The 16830-nt window shown below is 58.7% G+C and carries 20 protein-coding genes; 16 read left to right on the forward strand and 4 right to left on the reverse strand.

The annotated features are described in order from the left end of the window. Positions 1-187: 187 nt before the first annotated feature. Together rbsK and NZ453_RS15775 are read right to left on the reverse strand one after the other, a co-directional pair. Positions 188-1078: a ribokinase gene (gene rbsK, locus NZ453_RS15770; RefSeq protein WP_263771673.1), complete on the reverse strand. Its 891-nt coding sequence runs from the start codon at positions 1076-1078 to the stop codon at positions 188-190. A 229-nt stretch (positions 1079-1307) separates the two neighbouring features. Further along, on the reverse strand, positions 1308-1769 hold the full coding sequence (locus NZ453_RS15775) for an Lrp/AsnC family transcriptional regulator (protein ID WP_263771674.1): 462 nt from the start codon (positions 1767-1769) through the stop codon (positions 1308-1310). Between the two features lie 167 nt (positions 1770-1936). Here NZ453_RS15775 and leuA point away from each other — a divergent pair, with 167 nt between their 5' ends. The 16 genes from leuA (at position 1937) to NZ453_RS15855 (ending at position 14782) form a co-directional block, all read left to right on the forward strand. Further along, the gene (gene leuA / locus NZ453_RS15780) at positions 1937-3616 is read left to right on the forward strand and encodes a 2-isopropylmalate synthase (protein WP_263771675.1); all 1680 of its coding nucleotides are present in this window, start codon (positions 1937-1939) and stop codon (positions 3614-3616) included. Between the two features lie 98 nt (positions 3617-3714). Then, a complete protein-coding gene (locus tag NZ453_RS15785; RefSeq protein WP_263771676.1) occupies positions 3715-4326 on the forward strand; it encodes a riboflavin synthase in 612 nt (203 codons plus the stop codon). Beyond that, positions 4327-5454 carry a bifunctional 3,4-dihydroxy-2-butanone-4-phosphate synthase/GTP cyclohydrolase II gene (ribBA, locus tag NZ453_RS15790; RefSeq protein ID WP_263771677.1) on the forward strand — a complete coding sequence of 376 codons (1128 nt, stop codon included), beginning with the start codon at positions 4327-4329 and terminating at the stop codon, positions 5452-5454. A gap of 45 nt (positions 5455-5499) precedes the next feature. Beyond that, positions 5500-5982 (forward strand): 6,7-dimethyl-8-ribityllumazine synthase, encoded by a 483-nt coding sequence (gene ribH, locus NZ453_RS15795; protein ID WP_263771679.1) that lies wholly within the window; start codon positions 5500-5502, stop codon positions 5980-5982. Further along, complete coding sequence (gene nusB / locus NZ453_RS15800; RefSeq protein WP_263771680.1) at positions 5979-6488, forward strand: transcription antitermination factor NusB; 510 nt, start codon at positions 5979-5981, stop codon at positions 6486-6488. The genes ribH and nusB overlap by 4 nt, the downstream gene beginning before the upstream one ends. 95 nt (positions 6489-6583) lie before the next feature. Next, a complete protein-coding gene (gene thiL, locus NZ453_RS15805; RefSeq protein ID WP_263771682.1) occupies positions 6584-7564 on the forward strand; it encodes a thiamine-phosphate kinase in 981 nt (326 codons plus the stop codon). After that, positions 7557-8042, forward strand: a complete 486-nt coding sequence (locus tag NZ453_RS15810; RefSeq protein ID WP_263771683.1) for a phosphatidylglycerophosphatase A family protein — start codon at positions 7557-7559, stop codon at positions 8040-8042. The genes thiL and NZ453_RS15810 overlap by 8 nt, the downstream gene beginning before the upstream one ends. Further along, on the forward strand, positions 8039-8548 hold the full coding sequence (locus tag NZ453_RS15815) for a CinA family protein (protein ID WP_263771684.1): 510 nt from the start codon (positions 8039-8041) through the stop codon (positions 8546-8548). Before NZ453_RS15810 ends, NZ453_RS15815 begins: the two co-directional genes overlap by 4 nt. 120 nt (positions 8549-8668) lie before the next feature. Then, positions 8669-9691: a recombinase RecA gene (gene recA, locus NZ453_RS15820; RefSeq protein ID WP_263771685.1), complete on the forward strand. Its 1023-nt coding sequence runs from the start codon at positions 8669-8671 to the stop codon at positions 9689-9691. 17 nt (positions 9692-9708) lie between these two features. Beyond that, positions 9709-10152, forward strand: a complete 444-nt coding sequence (gene recX / locus NZ453_RS15825) for a recombination regulator RecX (protein ID WP_263771687.1) — start codon at positions 9709-9711, stop codon at positions 10150-10152. Positions 10153-10155: 3 nt separating this feature from the next. After that, the gene (gene lptB, locus NZ453_RS15830) at positions 10156-10917 is read left to right on the forward strand and encodes an LPS export ABC transporter ATP-binding protein (protein ID WP_263771688.1); all 762 of its coding nucleotides are present in this window, start codon (positions 10156-10158) and stop codon (positions 10915-10917) included. 74 nt (positions 10918-10991) lie between these two features. After that, positions 10992-12410 (forward strand): RNA polymerase factor sigma-54, encoded by a 1419-nt coding sequence (locus NZ453_RS15835; protein ID WP_263771689.1) that lies wholly within the window; start codon positions 10992-10994, stop codon positions 12408-12410. Positions 12411-12550: 140 nt separating this feature from the next. Continuing rightward, positions 12551-12874: a ribosome hibernation-promoting factor, HPF/YfiA family gene (gene hpf, locus NZ453_RS15840; protein WP_263771690.1), complete on the forward strand. Its 324-nt coding sequence runs from the start codon at positions 12551-12553 to the stop codon at positions 12872-12874. A 109-nt stretch (positions 12875-12983) separates the two neighbouring features. Further along, positions 12984-13430: a PTS IIA-like nitrogen regulatory protein PtsN gene (ptsN, locus tag NZ453_RS15845; RefSeq protein ID WP_263771691.1), complete on the forward strand. Its 447-nt coding sequence runs from the start codon at positions 12984-12986 to the stop codon at positions 13428-13430. A 10-nt stretch (positions 13431-13440) separates the two neighbouring features. Continuing rightward, complete coding sequence (hprK, locus tag NZ453_RS15850) at positions 13441-14385, forward strand: HPr(Ser) kinase/phosphatase (RefSeq protein ID WP_263771692.1); 945 nt, start codon at positions 13441-13443, stop codon at positions 14383-14385. Between the two features lie 52 nt (positions 14386-14437). After that, positions 14438-14782: a PsiF family protein gene (locus tag NZ453_RS15855; protein WP_263771693.1), complete on the forward strand. Its 345-nt coding sequence runs from the start codon at positions 14438-14440 to the stop codon at positions 14780-14782. 123 nt (positions 14783-14905) lie between these two features. Here NZ453_RS15855 and NZ453_RS15860 read toward each other — a convergent pair whose 3' ends face one another. Then, positions 14906-15865, reverse strand: coding sequence for an adenylate/guanylate cyclase domain-containing protein (locus NZ453_RS15860; RefSeq protein ID WP_263771695.1), 960 nt, complete (start codon positions 15863-15865; stop codon positions 14906-14908). A gap of 69 nt (positions 15866-15934) precedes the next feature. Then, on the reverse strand, positions 15935-16828 hold the full coding sequence (gene ttcA / locus NZ453_RS15865) for a tRNA 2-thiocytidine(32) synthetase TtcA (RefSeq protein ID WP_263771697.1): 894 nt from the start codon (positions 16826-16828) through the stop codon (positions 15935-15937). Positions 16829-16830 lie beyond the last annotated feature (2 nt).

Below are 16830 nucleotides of genomic sequence, written 5' to 3' on the forward strand. Positions count from 1 at the left end.
GTGCAGATGCGCGGGCTGACGCCCACCACCCACGGCCGGTCCTGCTTCGCGCGCGATGTCTTTGTGCGGAGCAGGACCCTTGAATTCGTTTCGTCGTACATGCGCGCTCGAGTTGGCCGCGTCGTTCGCTTTTCTTCCCTCGTCGTTTTCCGTCCGCTGTGCCGGCGTTTTCTTCGGTTTCTTCCGACTAATTAACTCTGAGAAATTCTGTGAGTTGCGCTTGCGTCGGCATGCCGCCCTGGGCCCCTGGGCGGGTCACGGAAAGCGCGCTCGCGGCACACCCGAGCCGAGCTAGGTCGGCTAAGTCTTTTCCCCAGAATGCCGCCAATGCGCCGTTAAAGGTGTCGCCCGCTCCCGTCGTGTCTACGGCGAGAACCCGAAAAGCCGGCTGATGCCGCAACGTGCCTGCCGCATCTACGAACCAGGCACCGTCGATCCCCTTGGTCATCAAGACGCGTTCGGGACGAGTGGCGAGCGTCTCGCGCCAACTACCCGCCGTCCCGTCAAGAACGACGGCGAGTTCGTGCTCATTTGGCGTCAGCAATGAGATGCGATCGAGCAGGGAGTCCGGCAGCGGCATGGCCGGCGCTGGATTGAGCACAAAAGGTTTTCCGAGGCGTTCGGCCAGGGCGGCGGCGGCTTCCACGGCAGGCAGCGGGACTTCAAGCTGACTGAGAACGACGTCACACTCGGCGAAGGCCGCTTCTGCGCTCAGCACGTCATCGGCGGTTAGGGCGTAATTCGCGCCGGGGACGACAACAATGCTGTTTTCGGTTCTGCTTACCGTGATCGCGGCGATGCCGGTGGACGTTTGGGCTACCGTTCGGACGAAGCGCGTTTCGACGCCTTCGCCTTGTAGCTGGGCAAGCAAACCTGTACCGAATGCGTCGTCGCCGACGCAACCGACCATCGTCACTTTCGCTCCCAATCGGCTGGCGGCAACCGCCTGGTTGGCGCCCTTGCCGCCGGGGAAGGTTTTGAAGTCGGAGCCAAGGACGGTTTCCCCTGGTGCGGGAAACTTCCCGGTCTGGACAACGAGGTCCATATTGATGCTGCCGACGACGACAACCTTGTTCATTCCCGCCCTTTTCTTAATTCTCGTTAGCACGAACTAAATCGTGCTCAGCAGGCGCGAATTTATACCCGATATTTCGTTGTGTCTACTTAAAAATGATAAGCCGCTAACTCTGGCGGCGAGGCCGCCATCCGTCGGAAACCCCGGCGCCCCATGCGGCGACTTCAAACGGATAGGAGAACCGTTACCTGCCCAAAATAATTCCCACCCGCCATGCATGTGCGGCTAACGGTTATACCGGCAGTGCAGTTTTGTCTACGACCCGCCGCAGCACGAAGCTCGAATGAACTCCTGTGACGCCCTGGATGCGCGTCACCTTGTTTAGGAGGAGTTCCTGGAACGCGTCCATGTCCTTGACGACGACCTTGATCTGGTAATCCGCGTCTTGGCCGGTGATCAGCAAGCATTCGAGAACCTCGGGAATCTGGCCTATCTCATTCTCGAAATGTTCGAATCGTTCCGGCGTGTGTTTGTCCATCGCGATATAGATGAGTGCCATCAAGGTGTAGCCGAGCGCCTTGCCGTTCAGGGTCGCGCGATAGCCTGTGATGATTCCTGCGTCTTCGAGAGCGCGCACTCGTCGTAAGCACGGCGATGGCGACAGGCCGATGCGGTCGGCCAGGTCCTGATTGCTAATACGGCCATCCTGCTGGAGCACTTGCAGGATCTGCCGATCGAAACGGTCAATCTCCATGATATTGCCTGGTAGCAAGTGTCAGGGCGATATTATTTCACCAAAACGCTTTCAATAGCAAGGAAGTGCTTTCGTTTGCCGTTTTTTCATCACAATACGCAAGCACCTGCGGCTTCTGGTTCGCTATCATTCAAACCATAGAAGATAGCCGCCAAGGAGCCTGTGTGATGTTGAAGAACCCGTCTGTAAAGTACGCCGCTTTCCCTCCCGTCAAACTCGATGACCGTCAGTGGCCCGGTCGTTCATTGACTGCCGCACCGATCTGGATGAGCACCGACCTCCGCGACGGCAATCAGGCACTTTTCGAGCCGATGAACGCTGAGCGCAAGATGCGCATGTTCAAGACGTTGTGCAACGTCGGTTTCAAAGAGATTGAAGTCGCTTTTCCTTCGGCGTCGCAAACCGACTTCGATTTCGTTCGTAAGCTGATCGAAGGCGGACATATCCCGTCCGACGTGACGATCGAGGTCCTGGCGCCGGCCCGCGAAGCGCTCATCCGGCGTACATTCGAGGCACTCAAGGGCGCGCGCCGCGCGATCGTCCATATCTACAACGCGACGTCGAAGCCGTTCCGCGAAATCGTATTCGGCATGAGCAAAGCCGAGGTCGTCGAGATGGCCGTGCGTGCGGTCAAGCTCGTTAGGCAGCTGGCCGACGAAAACCCCGAAACCGAGTGGGTTCTCGAATACAGCCCGGAGACATTTACCGCCACCGAACTCGATTTCGCCCTCGAGGTCTGCAACGCGGTGACTGACGTCTGGGGAGCGACGCCCGACAACAAGATCATTCTCAATCTGCCGACCACCGTGGAAATGGCGACGCCGAATGTCTACGCTGACCAGATCGAATGGATGCATCGCCACTTGGCGCGCCGCGATAGCATCATCATCAGCCTGCATCCGCACAACGACCGTGGAACGGCGGTTGCCGCGGCTGAACTTGGTCTGATGGCGGGTGCCGATCGTGTTGAAGGATGCCTCTTCGGCAATGGCGAGCGGACGGGAAACGTCGACCTCGTTACGTTGGCTTTGAATCTCTACACGCAGGGCGTCTCGCCGAACCTCGATTTTTCAGACATCAACGCCGTGGCGCGCACCTTCGAGCATTGCACGCAGTTGCCGATCCACCCACGCCATCCATACGTCGGCGACCTCGTATTCACGGCGTTTTCGGGCTCGCACCAGGACGCGATCAAGAAAGGCTTCTCGGCGCAGGACGCACAGGCCTTGTGGACGCTTCCCTATCTGCCGATCGATCCGGCCGATTTGGGCCGCAGCTACGACTCGGTGATCCGCATCAACAGCCAGTCGGGGAAGGGGGGCGTTGCGTATCTCCTCGAAGCCGAGTACGGCGTCGTCATGCCGCGCCGCCTGCAGGTCGAATTCTCGGGCGAAGTCCAGCGCTACACCGATGCGCACGGTGGCGAGATGGAAGCCGAGGAAATCTGGAAGCTGTTCTCCGCGACCTATCTCGATACGGTGACACCGATCCAATACGTCGAGCACCATTTGTTTGAGGAGGGGAGCAAACAGGGAATACGCCTCACTGTCGAGATGGATGGTCGGAGACAGGTCCTGACCGGGGAAGGGAACGGTCCCATCGACGCCGCGGTGCACGCCTTAGGCCGTTCGGGGATCAAGCTCCAAGTGCGAAGCTACGAGGAGCGGTCGATGGGTAAGGGTGGCGATGCGAAGGCCTGCGCCTTTATGGAAGTCACTCAGAATGGCAGCGAGCGCGAGTGCTACGGCGTCGGTTTGGATGCGAACATTGTGACTGCATCGATCAAGGCGCTCATGAGTGGGATCAACCGGTTGGCTGGTGTCGCAACGGCTGAAAAGGCCGCCTGAGGAGGGCTTGCTTCCCGGTACGCGGGCGCCATCGGATGGCGGTTCACCCAACGTGGTAGAATCGTCGTCTTCCCTTGCGTCTTCCGAACGTTGCCACCATGTTCTCCGGAATCATTGCCGCTGTCGGCCGCATCACTCAACTTACCCCTAGAAACGACGGTACGCCGACCGTTCGTCTTTCGGTCGAAGCCGGGGCACTCGGCCTCGCCGACGTTGCCGTGGGCGATTCCATTGCATGTAACGGTGTCTGTCTCACTGTCGTCGATAAGCGCGCCACCCAGTTTGACGTAGACGTTTCTCCTGAAACGCTTTCGTGTACCGTCGGCCTCGACGCGCCGGGGCCAATCAATCTCGAGAAGGCGCTGCGCCTGTCCGATCGCCTGGGCGGCCATCTCGTTTCCGGCCACGTCGACGGCGTCGGTGAAGTCGTACGGTTCGACCCGGTAGGCGACAATCGCTTGCTCGAAATTCGGGCCCCGCACGAACTCGCGAAGTACATCGCGCGCAAGGGATCGATTACGGTCAACGGCGTGAGCCTGACGACGAACACCGTCAACGATGCCGATTTCACCATCAACCTGATCCCGCATACCCTGGACGCGACCACGCTTGGCAAGCTACAGGCGGGTGCGCGCGTCAATCTTGAAATCGATCTGATCGCGCGCTATGTCGAGCGCATGATCGGCTCCGATGCTTCCGAGGTGAATTGAATGGCACCACAGTCTACATCGTCGGCCATCGCTCCGATCGAAGAAATCATTGCCGAAATGCGCGCCGGGCGCATGGTCATTCTCGTCGACGAGGAGGACCGTGAGAACGAAGGCGACCTCGTTCTCGCTGCCGAATACATTACTCCCGAAGCGATCAACTTCATGGTCACGCACGCTCGCGGCCTCGTCTGCTTGACGCTGACCGAGACGCGTTGCAAGCAGATCGGTCTCACGCAAATGGCTCGCGACAACAAGAGCCCGTACAGCACCGCGTTCACCGTGTCGATCGAGGCCGCCTCTGGCGTCACGACCGGTATTTCGGCTCAAGACAGGGCCCGCACGGTGCAGGCGGCGGTCGCGCGCAACGCCAAGCCGGACGACATTGTTCAGCCCGGCCACATCTTTCCGATCATGGCTAAACCGGGCGGCGTGCTGGTACGTGCCGGTCACACAGAAGCCGGTTGCGATCTCGCGCATATGGCAGGATTAGAGCCGGCCTCGGTCATTTGCGAAATACTGAAGAGCGACGGGACGATGGCACGGCTACCCGATCTCATCGAGTTCGCGCGCGAGCACAAGCTGAAGATCGGGACGATCGCCGATCTGATCCATTTCCGCAGTCGTAACGAAACCTTGGTCGAACGGACTCTTTCCAAACCCGTTCACCTGGCGCACGGTGAATTTACTCTGCACGCGTATACCGACCGGACGTCGAACGATGTCCATCTCGCGCTCAGCAAGGGCGAGATACGCCCTGACAAGGAAGCGCTGGTTCGGGTGCACGAGCCCTTGTCGGTGCTCGACTTCCTGGATACCGAGAGCGGCCACCATACATTCTCGCTGGATCAGGCGCTGCGTACGCTGGCGCAAGCGGAGGCCGGGGTGGTCGTTCTTCTACGCCGACAGGAATCCGGGCAGGATATCTTGGCGACCCTCGAGATGCCGAACTCAATCAAGCGCCCTGCAGCGAAATGGGACCCGCGCATTTACGGCATAGGCGCTCAGATTTTGCGCGACCTCGGTGTGCGCAAGATGCGGCTCATGGCCAGCCCGCGCCGGATGCCCAGCATGACGGGCTTTGATCTCGAAGTGACCAGTTACATTGCTACTCCGGACGGGCTCGACTAGCAGCCTAGGCCGTCATAATCATCAGAACTGAACAAAGGGCCTGCCATGGCGCGCTACGACAACATCTACGAGTATGAATCGGTCCTTGCCGGAGAGGGGCTGCGTGTTGGGCTCGTCATGAGCCGCTTCAACCAGGATGTCTGCGAAGGACTCCTCGCCGCATGTGTCGCGGAACTCAAGCGGCTCGGCGTGGCGCCGGCGGACATCGAAATCGCCACGGTGCCTGGGGCACTGGAGATTCCGCTCGTTCTGCAAACGATGGCGCAAAGCGATCGTTACGATGCGCTGGTGGCTCTCGGGGCCGTCATTCGCGGCGATACCTACCATTTCGAGGTCGTCTCGAACGATTCGTGTCGGGCCGTGATGGAAGTTCAGCTCGACACCGGCATCCCGGTCGCAAACGGCATCCTGACTTGCGAAGACGACGATCAGGCGTTGGTACGTATGCAGCAAAAGGGTTCCGACTGCGCGCGCGCCGCTGTCGAAATGGCCAACCTTCTACGTGCGATGGGAGATCGGCCCGTATGAGTACTCACGATAAAACGGTCGAGAAATCTGCCGCGGGGAGCGAAACAAAAGCAGCGGCGCCTAAGTCGCCACGGCGGCGTGCCCGAGAACTTGCGTTGCAGGGCCTTTATCAATGGCGGATCGGTGGCAATGACGAAGCGGCGATTGAGGCGCATTTGACCGACGCTGCCGGGTTCGAAAAGGCCGATCGGCAGTTTTTCATGGGCTTGTTGCGCGGCGTTCTTGCCCACCAGGAGTCGTTGCAGGAACAACTCCAGGCTCATCTCGATCGGCCGTTCGCCGAACTCTCTCCAGTCGAAGCCTGCGTATTATTGGCTGGAGCCTATGAGTTGGCGAATTATCCGCAGACGCCTTACCGCGTGATCATCAACGAGGCGATTGAGTTGGCCAAAGGCTACGGCGGCACGGATGGCCACAAATATGTGAATGGCGTGCTGGACAAGCTCGCGGGCAAGTTGCGGCCGGTGGAAGTCGAAGCCAAGCGCGCTGCTCGTGCGAAAGCCTGAGCGCGACTAGCGCTTGTACTCGGCCCCGCCGAGTCAGTTTGCACGAAACTCACGGGGATCGCCTCTTGCCGGCAGGGGAAAAGAGAAGACTGCCTATGTCCGTGTCGGAATTTGATTTGATCGCGCGTTATTTTGCGCGAGCTACCCCTAATGCCGTGCTCGGCCCCGGCGACGATTGCGCCCTGTTGGCTCCGTCTCCCGGCACTGAACTCGTAGTGACGACTGATATGCTGGTGTCGGGAACTCACTTCTTCCCCGACACGAATCCTCGCCAGCTCGGCTGGAAGACGGCGGCAGTCAATATCTCGGACCTCGCGGCCATGGGAGCGAAGCCGCGCTGGCTGCTGCTCGCGGGCAGTCTGCCGCACGCTGATGAGGCTTGGATTGCCGCCTTCGCCGGCGGGCTGTTCGAATGCACGGAGCGTTATGGTGTCGATCTGGTCGGTGGCGATACCACCCGCGGACCGTTGAATTTCTGCATTACGGCTCTTGGCGAAGTACCCACCGGGTCGGCGTTGCGGCGTGACCGTGCGGTTGCCGGGGACGATATCTGGGTGTCGGGCCATCCCGGGATGGCGGCTCTCGGCTTGGCTCATTTGCAGGGACGCGTCTCGTTACCCCCTTCCTTGCGCGACGTTTGTATTGCTGCGCTGCAGCAACCATTTCCTCGCGTCGAACTGGGCCGCGCGCTTCGTGAAGAAGGCCTCGCCCGTGCGGCGATCGATGTCTCGGACGGGCTTCTTGCCGATCTCGGACATATTGCCGAACGCTCGTGCCTGGACGCGGAGGTCTCATTGAAGGATTTGCCTCCCTTACCTCTTGATGTGGACGCGGGCTTGGCTCGTGAGTGCCAGCTTGCCGGCGGCGACGACTACGAACTCGTCTTCACGGCGCCGCCCGCGAGCCGAGACGGACTTCTTGCGCTCGGTGTCCGTCTTGAGTTGCCGCTTTGGCGCATTGGCCGCGTCATCAAGGCTCGGCTGGGCGGCGGCGAAGTTCGGCTGCTTGATGAGAACGGAGCTGTTGTTCCGATGAATCGCCGAGGGTTTGACCATTTTGGGCAAGACGGTGAGTAAAGCGCCCGCCCCACGTTTTCTCCTCGCGCATCCCGCGCACCTTGTGGCCTGCGGCTTCGGCAGCGGTTTGTCTCCTGTCGCGCCGGGAACGGCCGGGACGCTGTTCGCGTGGGTAACTTTCCCGCTGTTTCGTGCGTCGCTCAACGATTTGCAACTGCTCGCGTTTCTTGCCGTCTGCTTTGTCGGCGGAGTTCTGGCAGTTCACCGCACCGGCAGGGACATGGGCGTTGTCGACCACGGGAGTATCGTCTGGGATGAAATCGTCCCATTCTGGCTCGTCTTGTTTTTCTGTCCTGTCGGCTGGGCCTGGCAGGTCGCGGCATTCGCACTTTTCCGCGTTTTCGACATCACGAAGCCCCAACCGGCGCGCTACTTCGACCGCAACGTCAAGAACGGCTTCGGCGTCATGATGGACGATCTCGTCGCGGCGGCTTACACGCTCCTTGTCCTGGCGCTGGCGCGCTTTCTATTGTCATGAGGAACTACGAGCAGGCCGAGCTTGAAGAGCTTGCCGCGCGTGTGGGGCAGCTATTGCTCGCGAATGGACAGCGGCTCTCGACGGCCGAGTCGTGCACCGGAGGATGGATCGCGCAGTGTGCCACGGCTATCGCTGGCGGCTCGGACTGGTTCGATCGCGGTTTCGTTACATACTCGAATGATGCCAAGCAGGAAATGCTCGGTGTAGCACCGGAAGTCCTTGTGGCGCACGGAGCGGTGAGTACGGCCACGGCGGCAGCTATGGCTGTCGGCGCTCTACGGAATAGTCGCGCCGACTGGGCGCTTTCGGTGACCGGCATCGCGGGTCCGAGCGGCGGTTCGCCTGCGAAACCCGTCGGCTTGGTGTGCTTCGGCTGGGCTGGCCCGGATGGGGTGGTGGAGACCGAAAGCCACCATTTCTCAGGCGATCGCCGCGCTATTCGTGCTCAGTCAGTTGCCCATGCGCTGTCCGGGATACTTCGGCGGGCGGCGTATCTGTCCGCATAAGTCACCCTCTTCGGTTTTTCCTGATACTGTATATAATGACAGGAAGTTGCATTGGCGGTGAAACAAGGCGACGCGCACGAACATGAGATAATTTCGATCACTTTGAGCAAAGGACAGGCAATGGACGACAACAAGGCAAAAGCACTCGCGGCAGCGCTTGCCCAGATCGAGAAACAATTCGGCAAAGGCTCGATCATGAAGATGGGCGACGGCAGCGTCGCCGGCGATATTCAGGTGGTTTCGACCGGGTCGCTTGGGCTCGATATCGCGTTGGGAATCGGTGGTCTGCCGCGCGGACGGGTTGTCGAAATCTACGGCCCCGAATCGTCCGGCAAAACGACACTGACATTGCAGGTCATTGCCCAGATGCAGAAACTGGGTGGCACAGCGGCATTCATCGACGCCGAACATGCGCTGGATCCAACATACGCGCAAAAGCTTGGCGTTAACCTCGACGAACTCCTGATCTCTCAGCCTGATACCGGCGAGCAGGCGTTGGAAATTGCGGACATGCTTGTGCGATCAGCCAGCGTGGACGTCGTCGTTGTCGACTCGGTGGCGGCGTTGGTTCCGAAGGCGGAAATCGAAGGCGAGATGGGTGATTCGCTGCCCGGCTTGCAGGCGCGTCTAATGAGTCAGGCGTTGCGGAAGCTGACGGCGAACATCAACCGTACCAATACCTTGGTTATCTTCATCAACCAGATCCGGATGAAGATCGGCGTCATGTTCGGTAGCCCTGAGACCACGACCGGGGGTAATGCTCTTAAATTCTACGCGTCGGTTCGCCTCGACATCCGGCGTATCGGTGGCATCAAGAAGGGCGATGAGGTTGTCGGCAGCGAAACCCGCGTCAAAGTCGTCAAGAACAAGGTGTCTCCACCTTTCCGCGAGGCCATTTTCGATATTCTGTATGGGGAGGGGACGTCGCGCGAGGGCGAAATCATCGAACTCGGTGTACTGCACAAACTCGTTGAAAAATCGGGCTCCTGGTATGCCTACAACGGTGAGAAAATCGGCCAGGGCAAAGATAACGCGCGCGAGTTCCTGAAAGCCAATCCCCAGATCGCCGAAGAAATCGAAGCGAAGATCCGGGAAGCGGTTCACGTGCCGTCGCCGCAGGCGATCAAGGATACGGCAGAGTAAGCGGCAAGCAGGCAACGATGGAGCAGACGTTGCGCGAGCGTGCGTTACGCCTGCTCGCTCGGCGGGAACATACGCGGGCCGAGTTAATGCGCAAACTCAAGCCGTACGCCGAGTCGGCTGAGGCACTAGATGCGCTACTCGATGATCTGAAGGCGCGTCGCCTGCTGTCGGACGAGCGTTACGTTGAAATGCGCTTGGGTGCCCGGGCAGCGCGCTTTGGTAATGCCCGCCTAGCGCATGAACTGCGTACGCAAGGGGTGGCAGATGATCTGGTAAGTGCGGCGCTGGCGGCAACCGAGGATGAACTCGATCGTGCACGGGAAGTCTGGCGGCGCAAGTTTGCAGGAAAAGCTCCGGAAGATGCGGCCGAGCGGGCGCGCCAAGCGAGATTCCTGGCCGGTCGCGGGTTTTCCGGTGAAACAGTCCGTCGCGTATTGCGCGGCGCTTTTGAAGACGATTGAACAATGTCCGAAGTTGAGATCGACCTGGGTGCGGAAAGCACTGTCGCTACCCTTTCCACGCATGATCTGAGAAAGGCCTATAAAGGCCGCACCGTCGTGAACGGCGTGTCGCTTGAGGTACGCAGCGGGGAAGTGGTCGGGTTGCTTGGTCCTAATGGTGCGGGCAAAACGACCTGTTTCTACATGGTGGTGGGCCTTGTGGCGTGCGACGGCGGTGAGGTGTACATCGACGACCGGAAAATGACCCACATGCCGATTCATCAGCGCGCCAGATTGGGTGTTTCGTATCTTCCTCAGGAGGCGTCTGTCTTCCGCAAACTGACCGTTATCGAGAACATCAAGGCGGTTCTGGAACTGCAGCACATTGCGAAAAGCGAAATCGAGGAGCGCTCCGAACGTTTGCTCGACGAATTGCACATCGGTCATATCCGTCATAGTCCTGCGGCCTCGCTCTCTGGCGGCGAGCGGCGTCGCGTTGAAATTGCGCGTGCCCTGTCCACCGAGCCGAAGTTCATCCTGCTCGACGAACCGTTTGCCGGGGTCGACCCGATCGCCGTGCTCGATATCCAGAAAATCATCCGCTTTCTCAAGGAACGCAAGATCGGTGTTCTGATTACCGACCACAATGTCCGTGAGACATTGGGTATTTGCGACCACGCGTACATCCTCAATGAGGGGGCGGTCCTCGCGGCTGGTCGCCCGGATGAAATCATTTATAATGAAAACGTCCGGAAGGTCTATTTGGGCGAGAACTTCCGCCTCTGACCGGCCCGTTTGAACAACTCAGAACCAAACGAGTAGCCCCTTCCCCCACCTCGGCGGCCGATCTGGTTCCGTAAATGAAGCCATCCCTTCAGCTCAAGCTCTCGCAGCACCTCGCGCTGACTCCGCAACTGCAGCAGTCGATTCGACTGCTGCAGTTGTCGACGCTCGAGCTTGAGCAGGAGTTGGAGAAGTACCTGCAGGAGAATCCCCTGCTCGAACGCGAGGAAGAGGAATACGCCCCGCCCAAGCCGAGTGAGACGGAGCCTGCAGAAGTTGCGGCCACCGAAGGTGCCGAAGCGGACACGGCGACCTCATCGGCTGAGGCAAGTGAGGAGAGTTGGCTCGGAGAGGAAAGCAACTACGCCAGCTCGTCGGGATCTTTCGACGATGACGATAGCGATTACCAGGATGTGCAAGCGGCGACGACGTCTTTGCACGAACATCTTTCTTGGCAACTCGGCCTGATGAAAATTTCCGAGCGCGATCGTACGCTCGTCCAGTGCCTGATCGGGGCCCTCGACGATGACGGATACCTTACGCTTTCGCTTGAGGAACTGGCGGAAACCTTGCCCCCGGAGCAGGAAATCGAACCGGAGGAACTGCAGATTGCGCTCAAGCGTTTGCAGCACTTCGACCCAACAGGAGTTGGAGCGCGGAATGCGCAAGAATGCCTGGCGCTGCAACTTGAAGCCTTGCCGGTCGACCCGACGCAAGTTCTTGCGCTGAAGATTGTTCGTAATCATCTCGATCTTCTGGCAAGTCGGGATTTTGCGAAGCTGAAGAAACTGACCAATTGCGACGATGACGAACTGCGCGAAGCGCAATTCCTAATCCGCAGCTTGAACCCGCGCCCTGGTGCTCAATACGCGGCTCTCGATGCTCGCTACATCACCCCCGACGTTGTCGTGCGCAAGATTCGTGGTCAATGGACGGCGAGCATTAATGCCGACGCATTTCCGCGCTTGCGGATCAATAGCCTGTACGCGCAGATCCTTTCGCAACAACGCGGGTCGGGTTTGAGCGGACAACTGCAGGAGGCGCGCTGGTTAATCAAGAACGTACAGCAGCGCTTTGACACGATCCTCAGAGTGGCGCAGTCTATTGTCGAACGGCAGCGCCAGTTCTTCGATCACGGCGAGGTCGCGATGCGACCGCTAGTGTTGCGCGAAATCGCCGACATTCTTGGCTTGCACGAATCGACGGTATCCCGGGTTACAACGCAAAAATACATGGCTACGCCGCGCGGGATTTTTGAACTGAAGTACTTCTTCGGAAGTCACGTGGCAACGGAGACAGGGGGGGCCTGTTCGGCGACTGCGATCCGCGCGTTGATCAAACAACTTGTCGGTGCGGAGGACGCCAAGAAGCCGCTATCGGATAGTCAGATTTCCGATCTTCTCGGTCAGCAAGGCATCGTCGTTGCCCGGCGGACGATTGCCAAATACCGAGAAGCGCTCGGCATTCCCCCTGTGAAGCTGCGCAAGACGATCTGAGAAGAGGCATTGCACAAAAAGCCAAAGCCAAGCGATGAAAGCAATGCTTGTCACCTTCACCCCCAACCCATCTCCACGGAGCGGGAGGGGGTTGTCCGACAGTCGCTCATGCGACTATCACCTTGAAAAGGAGCCACACCATGAACCTGCAGATCAGTGGACACCATCTCGAGATTACGCCAGCGATTCACGATTACGTGCTGGACAAACTCGAGCGCGTTACACGCCACTTCGATAACGTCATCGATGTGAATGTGATCCTTTCGGTGGACAAGCTGAAGCAGAAGGCGGAAGTGACCGTTCACCTCTCAGGAAAGGACATCTATGTCGAGGCAATTGATGAAGATCTCTATGCGTCGATCGATCTTCTTGCCGACAAACTTGATCGTCAGATCCAGAAGCATAAGCAGAAACTGCAGGACCATCACCGCGGCCAGAAGGCCAGTCAAATAACTGTCGAATAATGTTTTGAATCTTCGGGGCGGCGATTTGCCGCCCCGTCACTTGATTTTCTCCCATCCGCTGTTATCTTCTCGTTCCCTCCCGCGTCTTAGCCGGTCTCGGCGTTTCAGCATGAATCAAATCAGCCAGTTACTCGCTCCGGAAAATATCGTCCTCGACGTCGACGCCAGCAGCAAGAAGCGTGTTTTCGAGAAGGTCGGCCTGCTGTTCGAGAATAACCAAGGCATCGCACGGAGCGCCGTGTTCGACAGCCTGTTTGCCCGAGAAAAGCTGGGTTCGACCGGCCTCGGTCGCGGCATCGCGATTCCCCACGGACGGATCAAGGGCCTCAAGGAAGCGCGTGGCGCGTTTCTGCGCTTGACGACGCCGGTTCCATTCGATTCTCCAGACGGCCAGCCGGTATCGCTGCTTTTCGTCCTCCTCGTTCCCGAACAGGCCACTGAACAGCACCTGCAAATTCTTTCTGAGCTTGCCGAACGTTTTTCCGACAGGACGTGCCGGGAAGCGCTTTCAACCGCTGATAGTCCTGATACGATCCGAAAATTGCTTGCCACTTGAGAGTTCGCGCATGATTTCCTCCCGATCCCTTAGCGTTACGCAGCTCTACGAAGACAATCTCGAGAAGCTCAAGCTGACCTGGGTCGGCGCGGTCGGCGTCGAACGCCATGTCGAACTCAAGGACATGGAGACTTATGGCCCCGACGTCGTGGGGCACATGAACCTCATCTACAGCCATCGCGTTCAGGTCATCGGCAAGCCCGAGCAGAAGTGGGCCGATCAGTTCGGTCTGGATCGCTGGCACCAGCTGATTGGCGACCTGCTCGCCGCAAAGGCGCCGGCGCTGATCATCGCCGATGGCCTTGAAGTTCCGACCGGAACGCTTGAAGCCTGCGAGGCAGCAGACACGCCCTTGTTCACTTCGCCCAAGGCCTGCTCAGCGGTTATCGACCTGCTGCACCTTTACCTGGCACGCCGGTTTGCCGATACCGTGTCGGTGCATGGCGTTTTCATGGACGTGTTTGGGATGGGCGTGCTGATCACCGGCGATTCCGGAATCGGCAAAAGCGAATTGGCGCTCGAACTCGTGTCGCGCGGTCATGGGCTGGTTGCCGACGATGTCGTCGAACTGGCGCGGATCGCGCCCACAACCATCGAAGGCCGCTGTCCCGGAATGCTGCGCGATTATCTTGAAGTCCGTGGACTAGGGTTGCTCAACATCCGGACGATCTTCGGCGAAACCGCCGCGCGTCGGAAGATGAAACTCAAGCTCATCGTTCATCTGCAGAAGCAAACGCCGAACGACAACCTTCCGCGTCTGCCGCTCGAGTCCCAGTCGCAAGAAATCCTCGGGATTCCGATCCGGAAAGTCGTTTTTCACGTTGCTCCGGGTCGCAACTTGGCTGTTTTGCTGGAAGCCGCCGTGCGTAACTGCATCCTGCACCTGCGCGGCATCGACAGCATGAGCGAATTCGTTAACCGGCAACAACAAGCCGTCCTAGATGACAATATTTAAGCATCGGTTATAATCATTCGACATTTTTCCCGCTCACAGAAAGGAGTTGCCGATGAAGTCGATGCTCGTAGTCATTGCGCTTGTCTTTTCGATATCCGGTGCCTATGCGGCAACCGAAAAGGAGAAAAAGGCACCTTCTCCGGCGCAGCAGGCGCAACAGGAAAAGATGAAGACATGCAACGCCGACGCTCGCGCCAAGGACCTGAAAGGCGATGAGCGCAAGAAATTCATGAGCGAGTGTCTTGGGGCCAAATCTGCGCCCGCTCAGCAGGCGGCAGCGCCGACGACACAGCAAGGCAAGATGAAAGCGTGCAATGCCGAGGCTGGAAGCAAGGCGCTCAAGGGAGACGAGCGGAAGAAGTTTATGAGCGAATGCCTCAAGGCAGATAAGCCCTAGGCACAATCGGGGAAGGAAAAGGCGGCGCTTTTTGCGCCGCCTTTTTTACTTGGAGCCGAAGATTGCGGCGCCCTGTGATCCGTGCCTTTGGATTCTCCCCGGTGCGCACAAATTAGGCGCGCTTCAGTCAGCGTCGAACTCGGCGAAGTCGGCATCCGGACTCGACGCCGACGCAGCGAAGCAGATCAAGCCTTTTCCGCGAAGGATGCATTCGCCGCGACGCAGAAAAAGTTCCGGTTTGCCCGTGAGCGTGACATACGTACCGTTTGTACTGCAGTCGACAAGCACCACGCGATCGCCGCGCCACTCGATTCGCGCATGGTGACGGGAAGCCCGTCGGTCGCGGACCAAGATAGTATTGCCTTTGGCGTCACGACCCAGATTCAGCAATTGGTTCTGCTCGTCAACGACAATGACAGCGTCCTCATAGCGAAGCGTAAGGTGCGCCGCTTTTGCCTCAGTTCCGGCAACCGCGCCTCCCGCAAGTTTGGCTGCGGTTCCGGCTTCATGGATCGCAATTTCGAACGCGACTGTCGGCGGGTTCTGTCCTTCGCCAACACGAACCTCTCGCGCAGACCTTCGGGCGGAAGCCGGCAACAAGCCGTGCGTCACGATACTCGTCAGTACCTGACCCGGCTTCGCCAGACCGGCTAGGCGGGCGGCCTCGTCAACGGTCTCGCCCCCCAAGTCATCATCGTCTCCATGTGCCGCTCCGTTAGCGAAGCCAACTCGGATGGCCAGCTTGATTCCAGAAACAGATGGGAGATCCATCACTCGTTCTTGCATTTCGATGGCCGCTTGGCAGGCGTCTTCGGCGCTTTCGAAAACCGCCATCATTTCGTCTGCTCCCGTCTTGACGACGCGGCCGCCGGCGGCCTCGACGGCGCGCTCAACGCGTTTCAGGCATCGGTCTACCGCGCGCAGGGCTTCGGCCCCCCCCAATTTCTCATGCAAGCGTGCACTGCCGGATACGCCGGCAAACAATACGGATAGGATTCGTTCGCTGTCTTCCATTGGCAACCCCGCAGCGGAAACGATGGTGTCAGTTCCGGTGAAAACCGCTTCCACAGCCTCTACGCTCATCTCTCGGCCCCCTTGTTAATGCTCAAGACATTTTTGTTTTATAAAAATGCAGACAAATAAAAATATTCGTTATGTCGGCTCGTGAACAATATGCACTGTTGTTTCCTTGGTCAAGAACGGGTTGAAGTCAAGGGTTGGGCTATCGAAGGCCGTATCACCGCCATCCATCTCAGACAGAGGTGCTCCGGCCCGGAGGCTGTGAAAATCGAAAAAGCTGCCGTCGGCGAGATGCGAGGGCACTATATTCTGCAATGCGGAAAAAACAGACTCCGTGCGTCCAGGAAAACGGCGGTCCCAATCGGCCATCATTTCCCGGATCTTCTGCCGCTGTAGATTGCTCTGGGAACCGCAGAGATTGCATGGAATGATCGGGTAATCCATCGCCCGCGCCAGACGGCCGATATCCGCTTCGCTGCAATACGCGAGCGGGCGGATGACAACATGGGCGCCATCGTCGGTGACGAGCTTGGGCGGCATCGCTTTCAGTTTTCCGCCGAACAGCAGATTTAGGAATAACGTATGGACGATGTCGTCGCGATGATGTCCGAGCGCGATCTTGTTCGCGCCGAGTTCCTTGGCCGTCCGATAGATAACGCCTCGCCGCAACCGTGAGCAAAGCGAGCATGTCGTTTTCCCTTCCGGGATCTTTTCCTTGACCACGGAGTAGGTGTTCTGCTCCACGATGCGGTATTCGACCCCCAGACCGGATAGATACTTGGGCAGCACATCGGCCGGGAAGCCGGGTTGTTTCTGATCCAGATTCATGGCGATCAGTCGAAAATCGACAGGTGCCCGCTGCTGGAGAGTCATAAGGGTCGACAACAGAACATGAGAATCCTTGCCGCCCGAAATGCAGACCAGCACGGTGTCGCCGTGTTCGATCAAGTTGTAGTCGGCGATCGCCTTGCCGACATCGCTTTCTATCCGCCGCTTAAGGCGTTGAACGTTTTTCGAGTTTTCCACCA

Source organism: Propionivibrio soli (assembly GCF_025770765.1).
In the GTDB taxonomy this organism is placed as follows: Bacteria; Pseudomonadota; Gammaproteobacteria; order Burkholderiales; family Rhodocyclaceae; genus Propionivibrio; species Propionivibrio soli.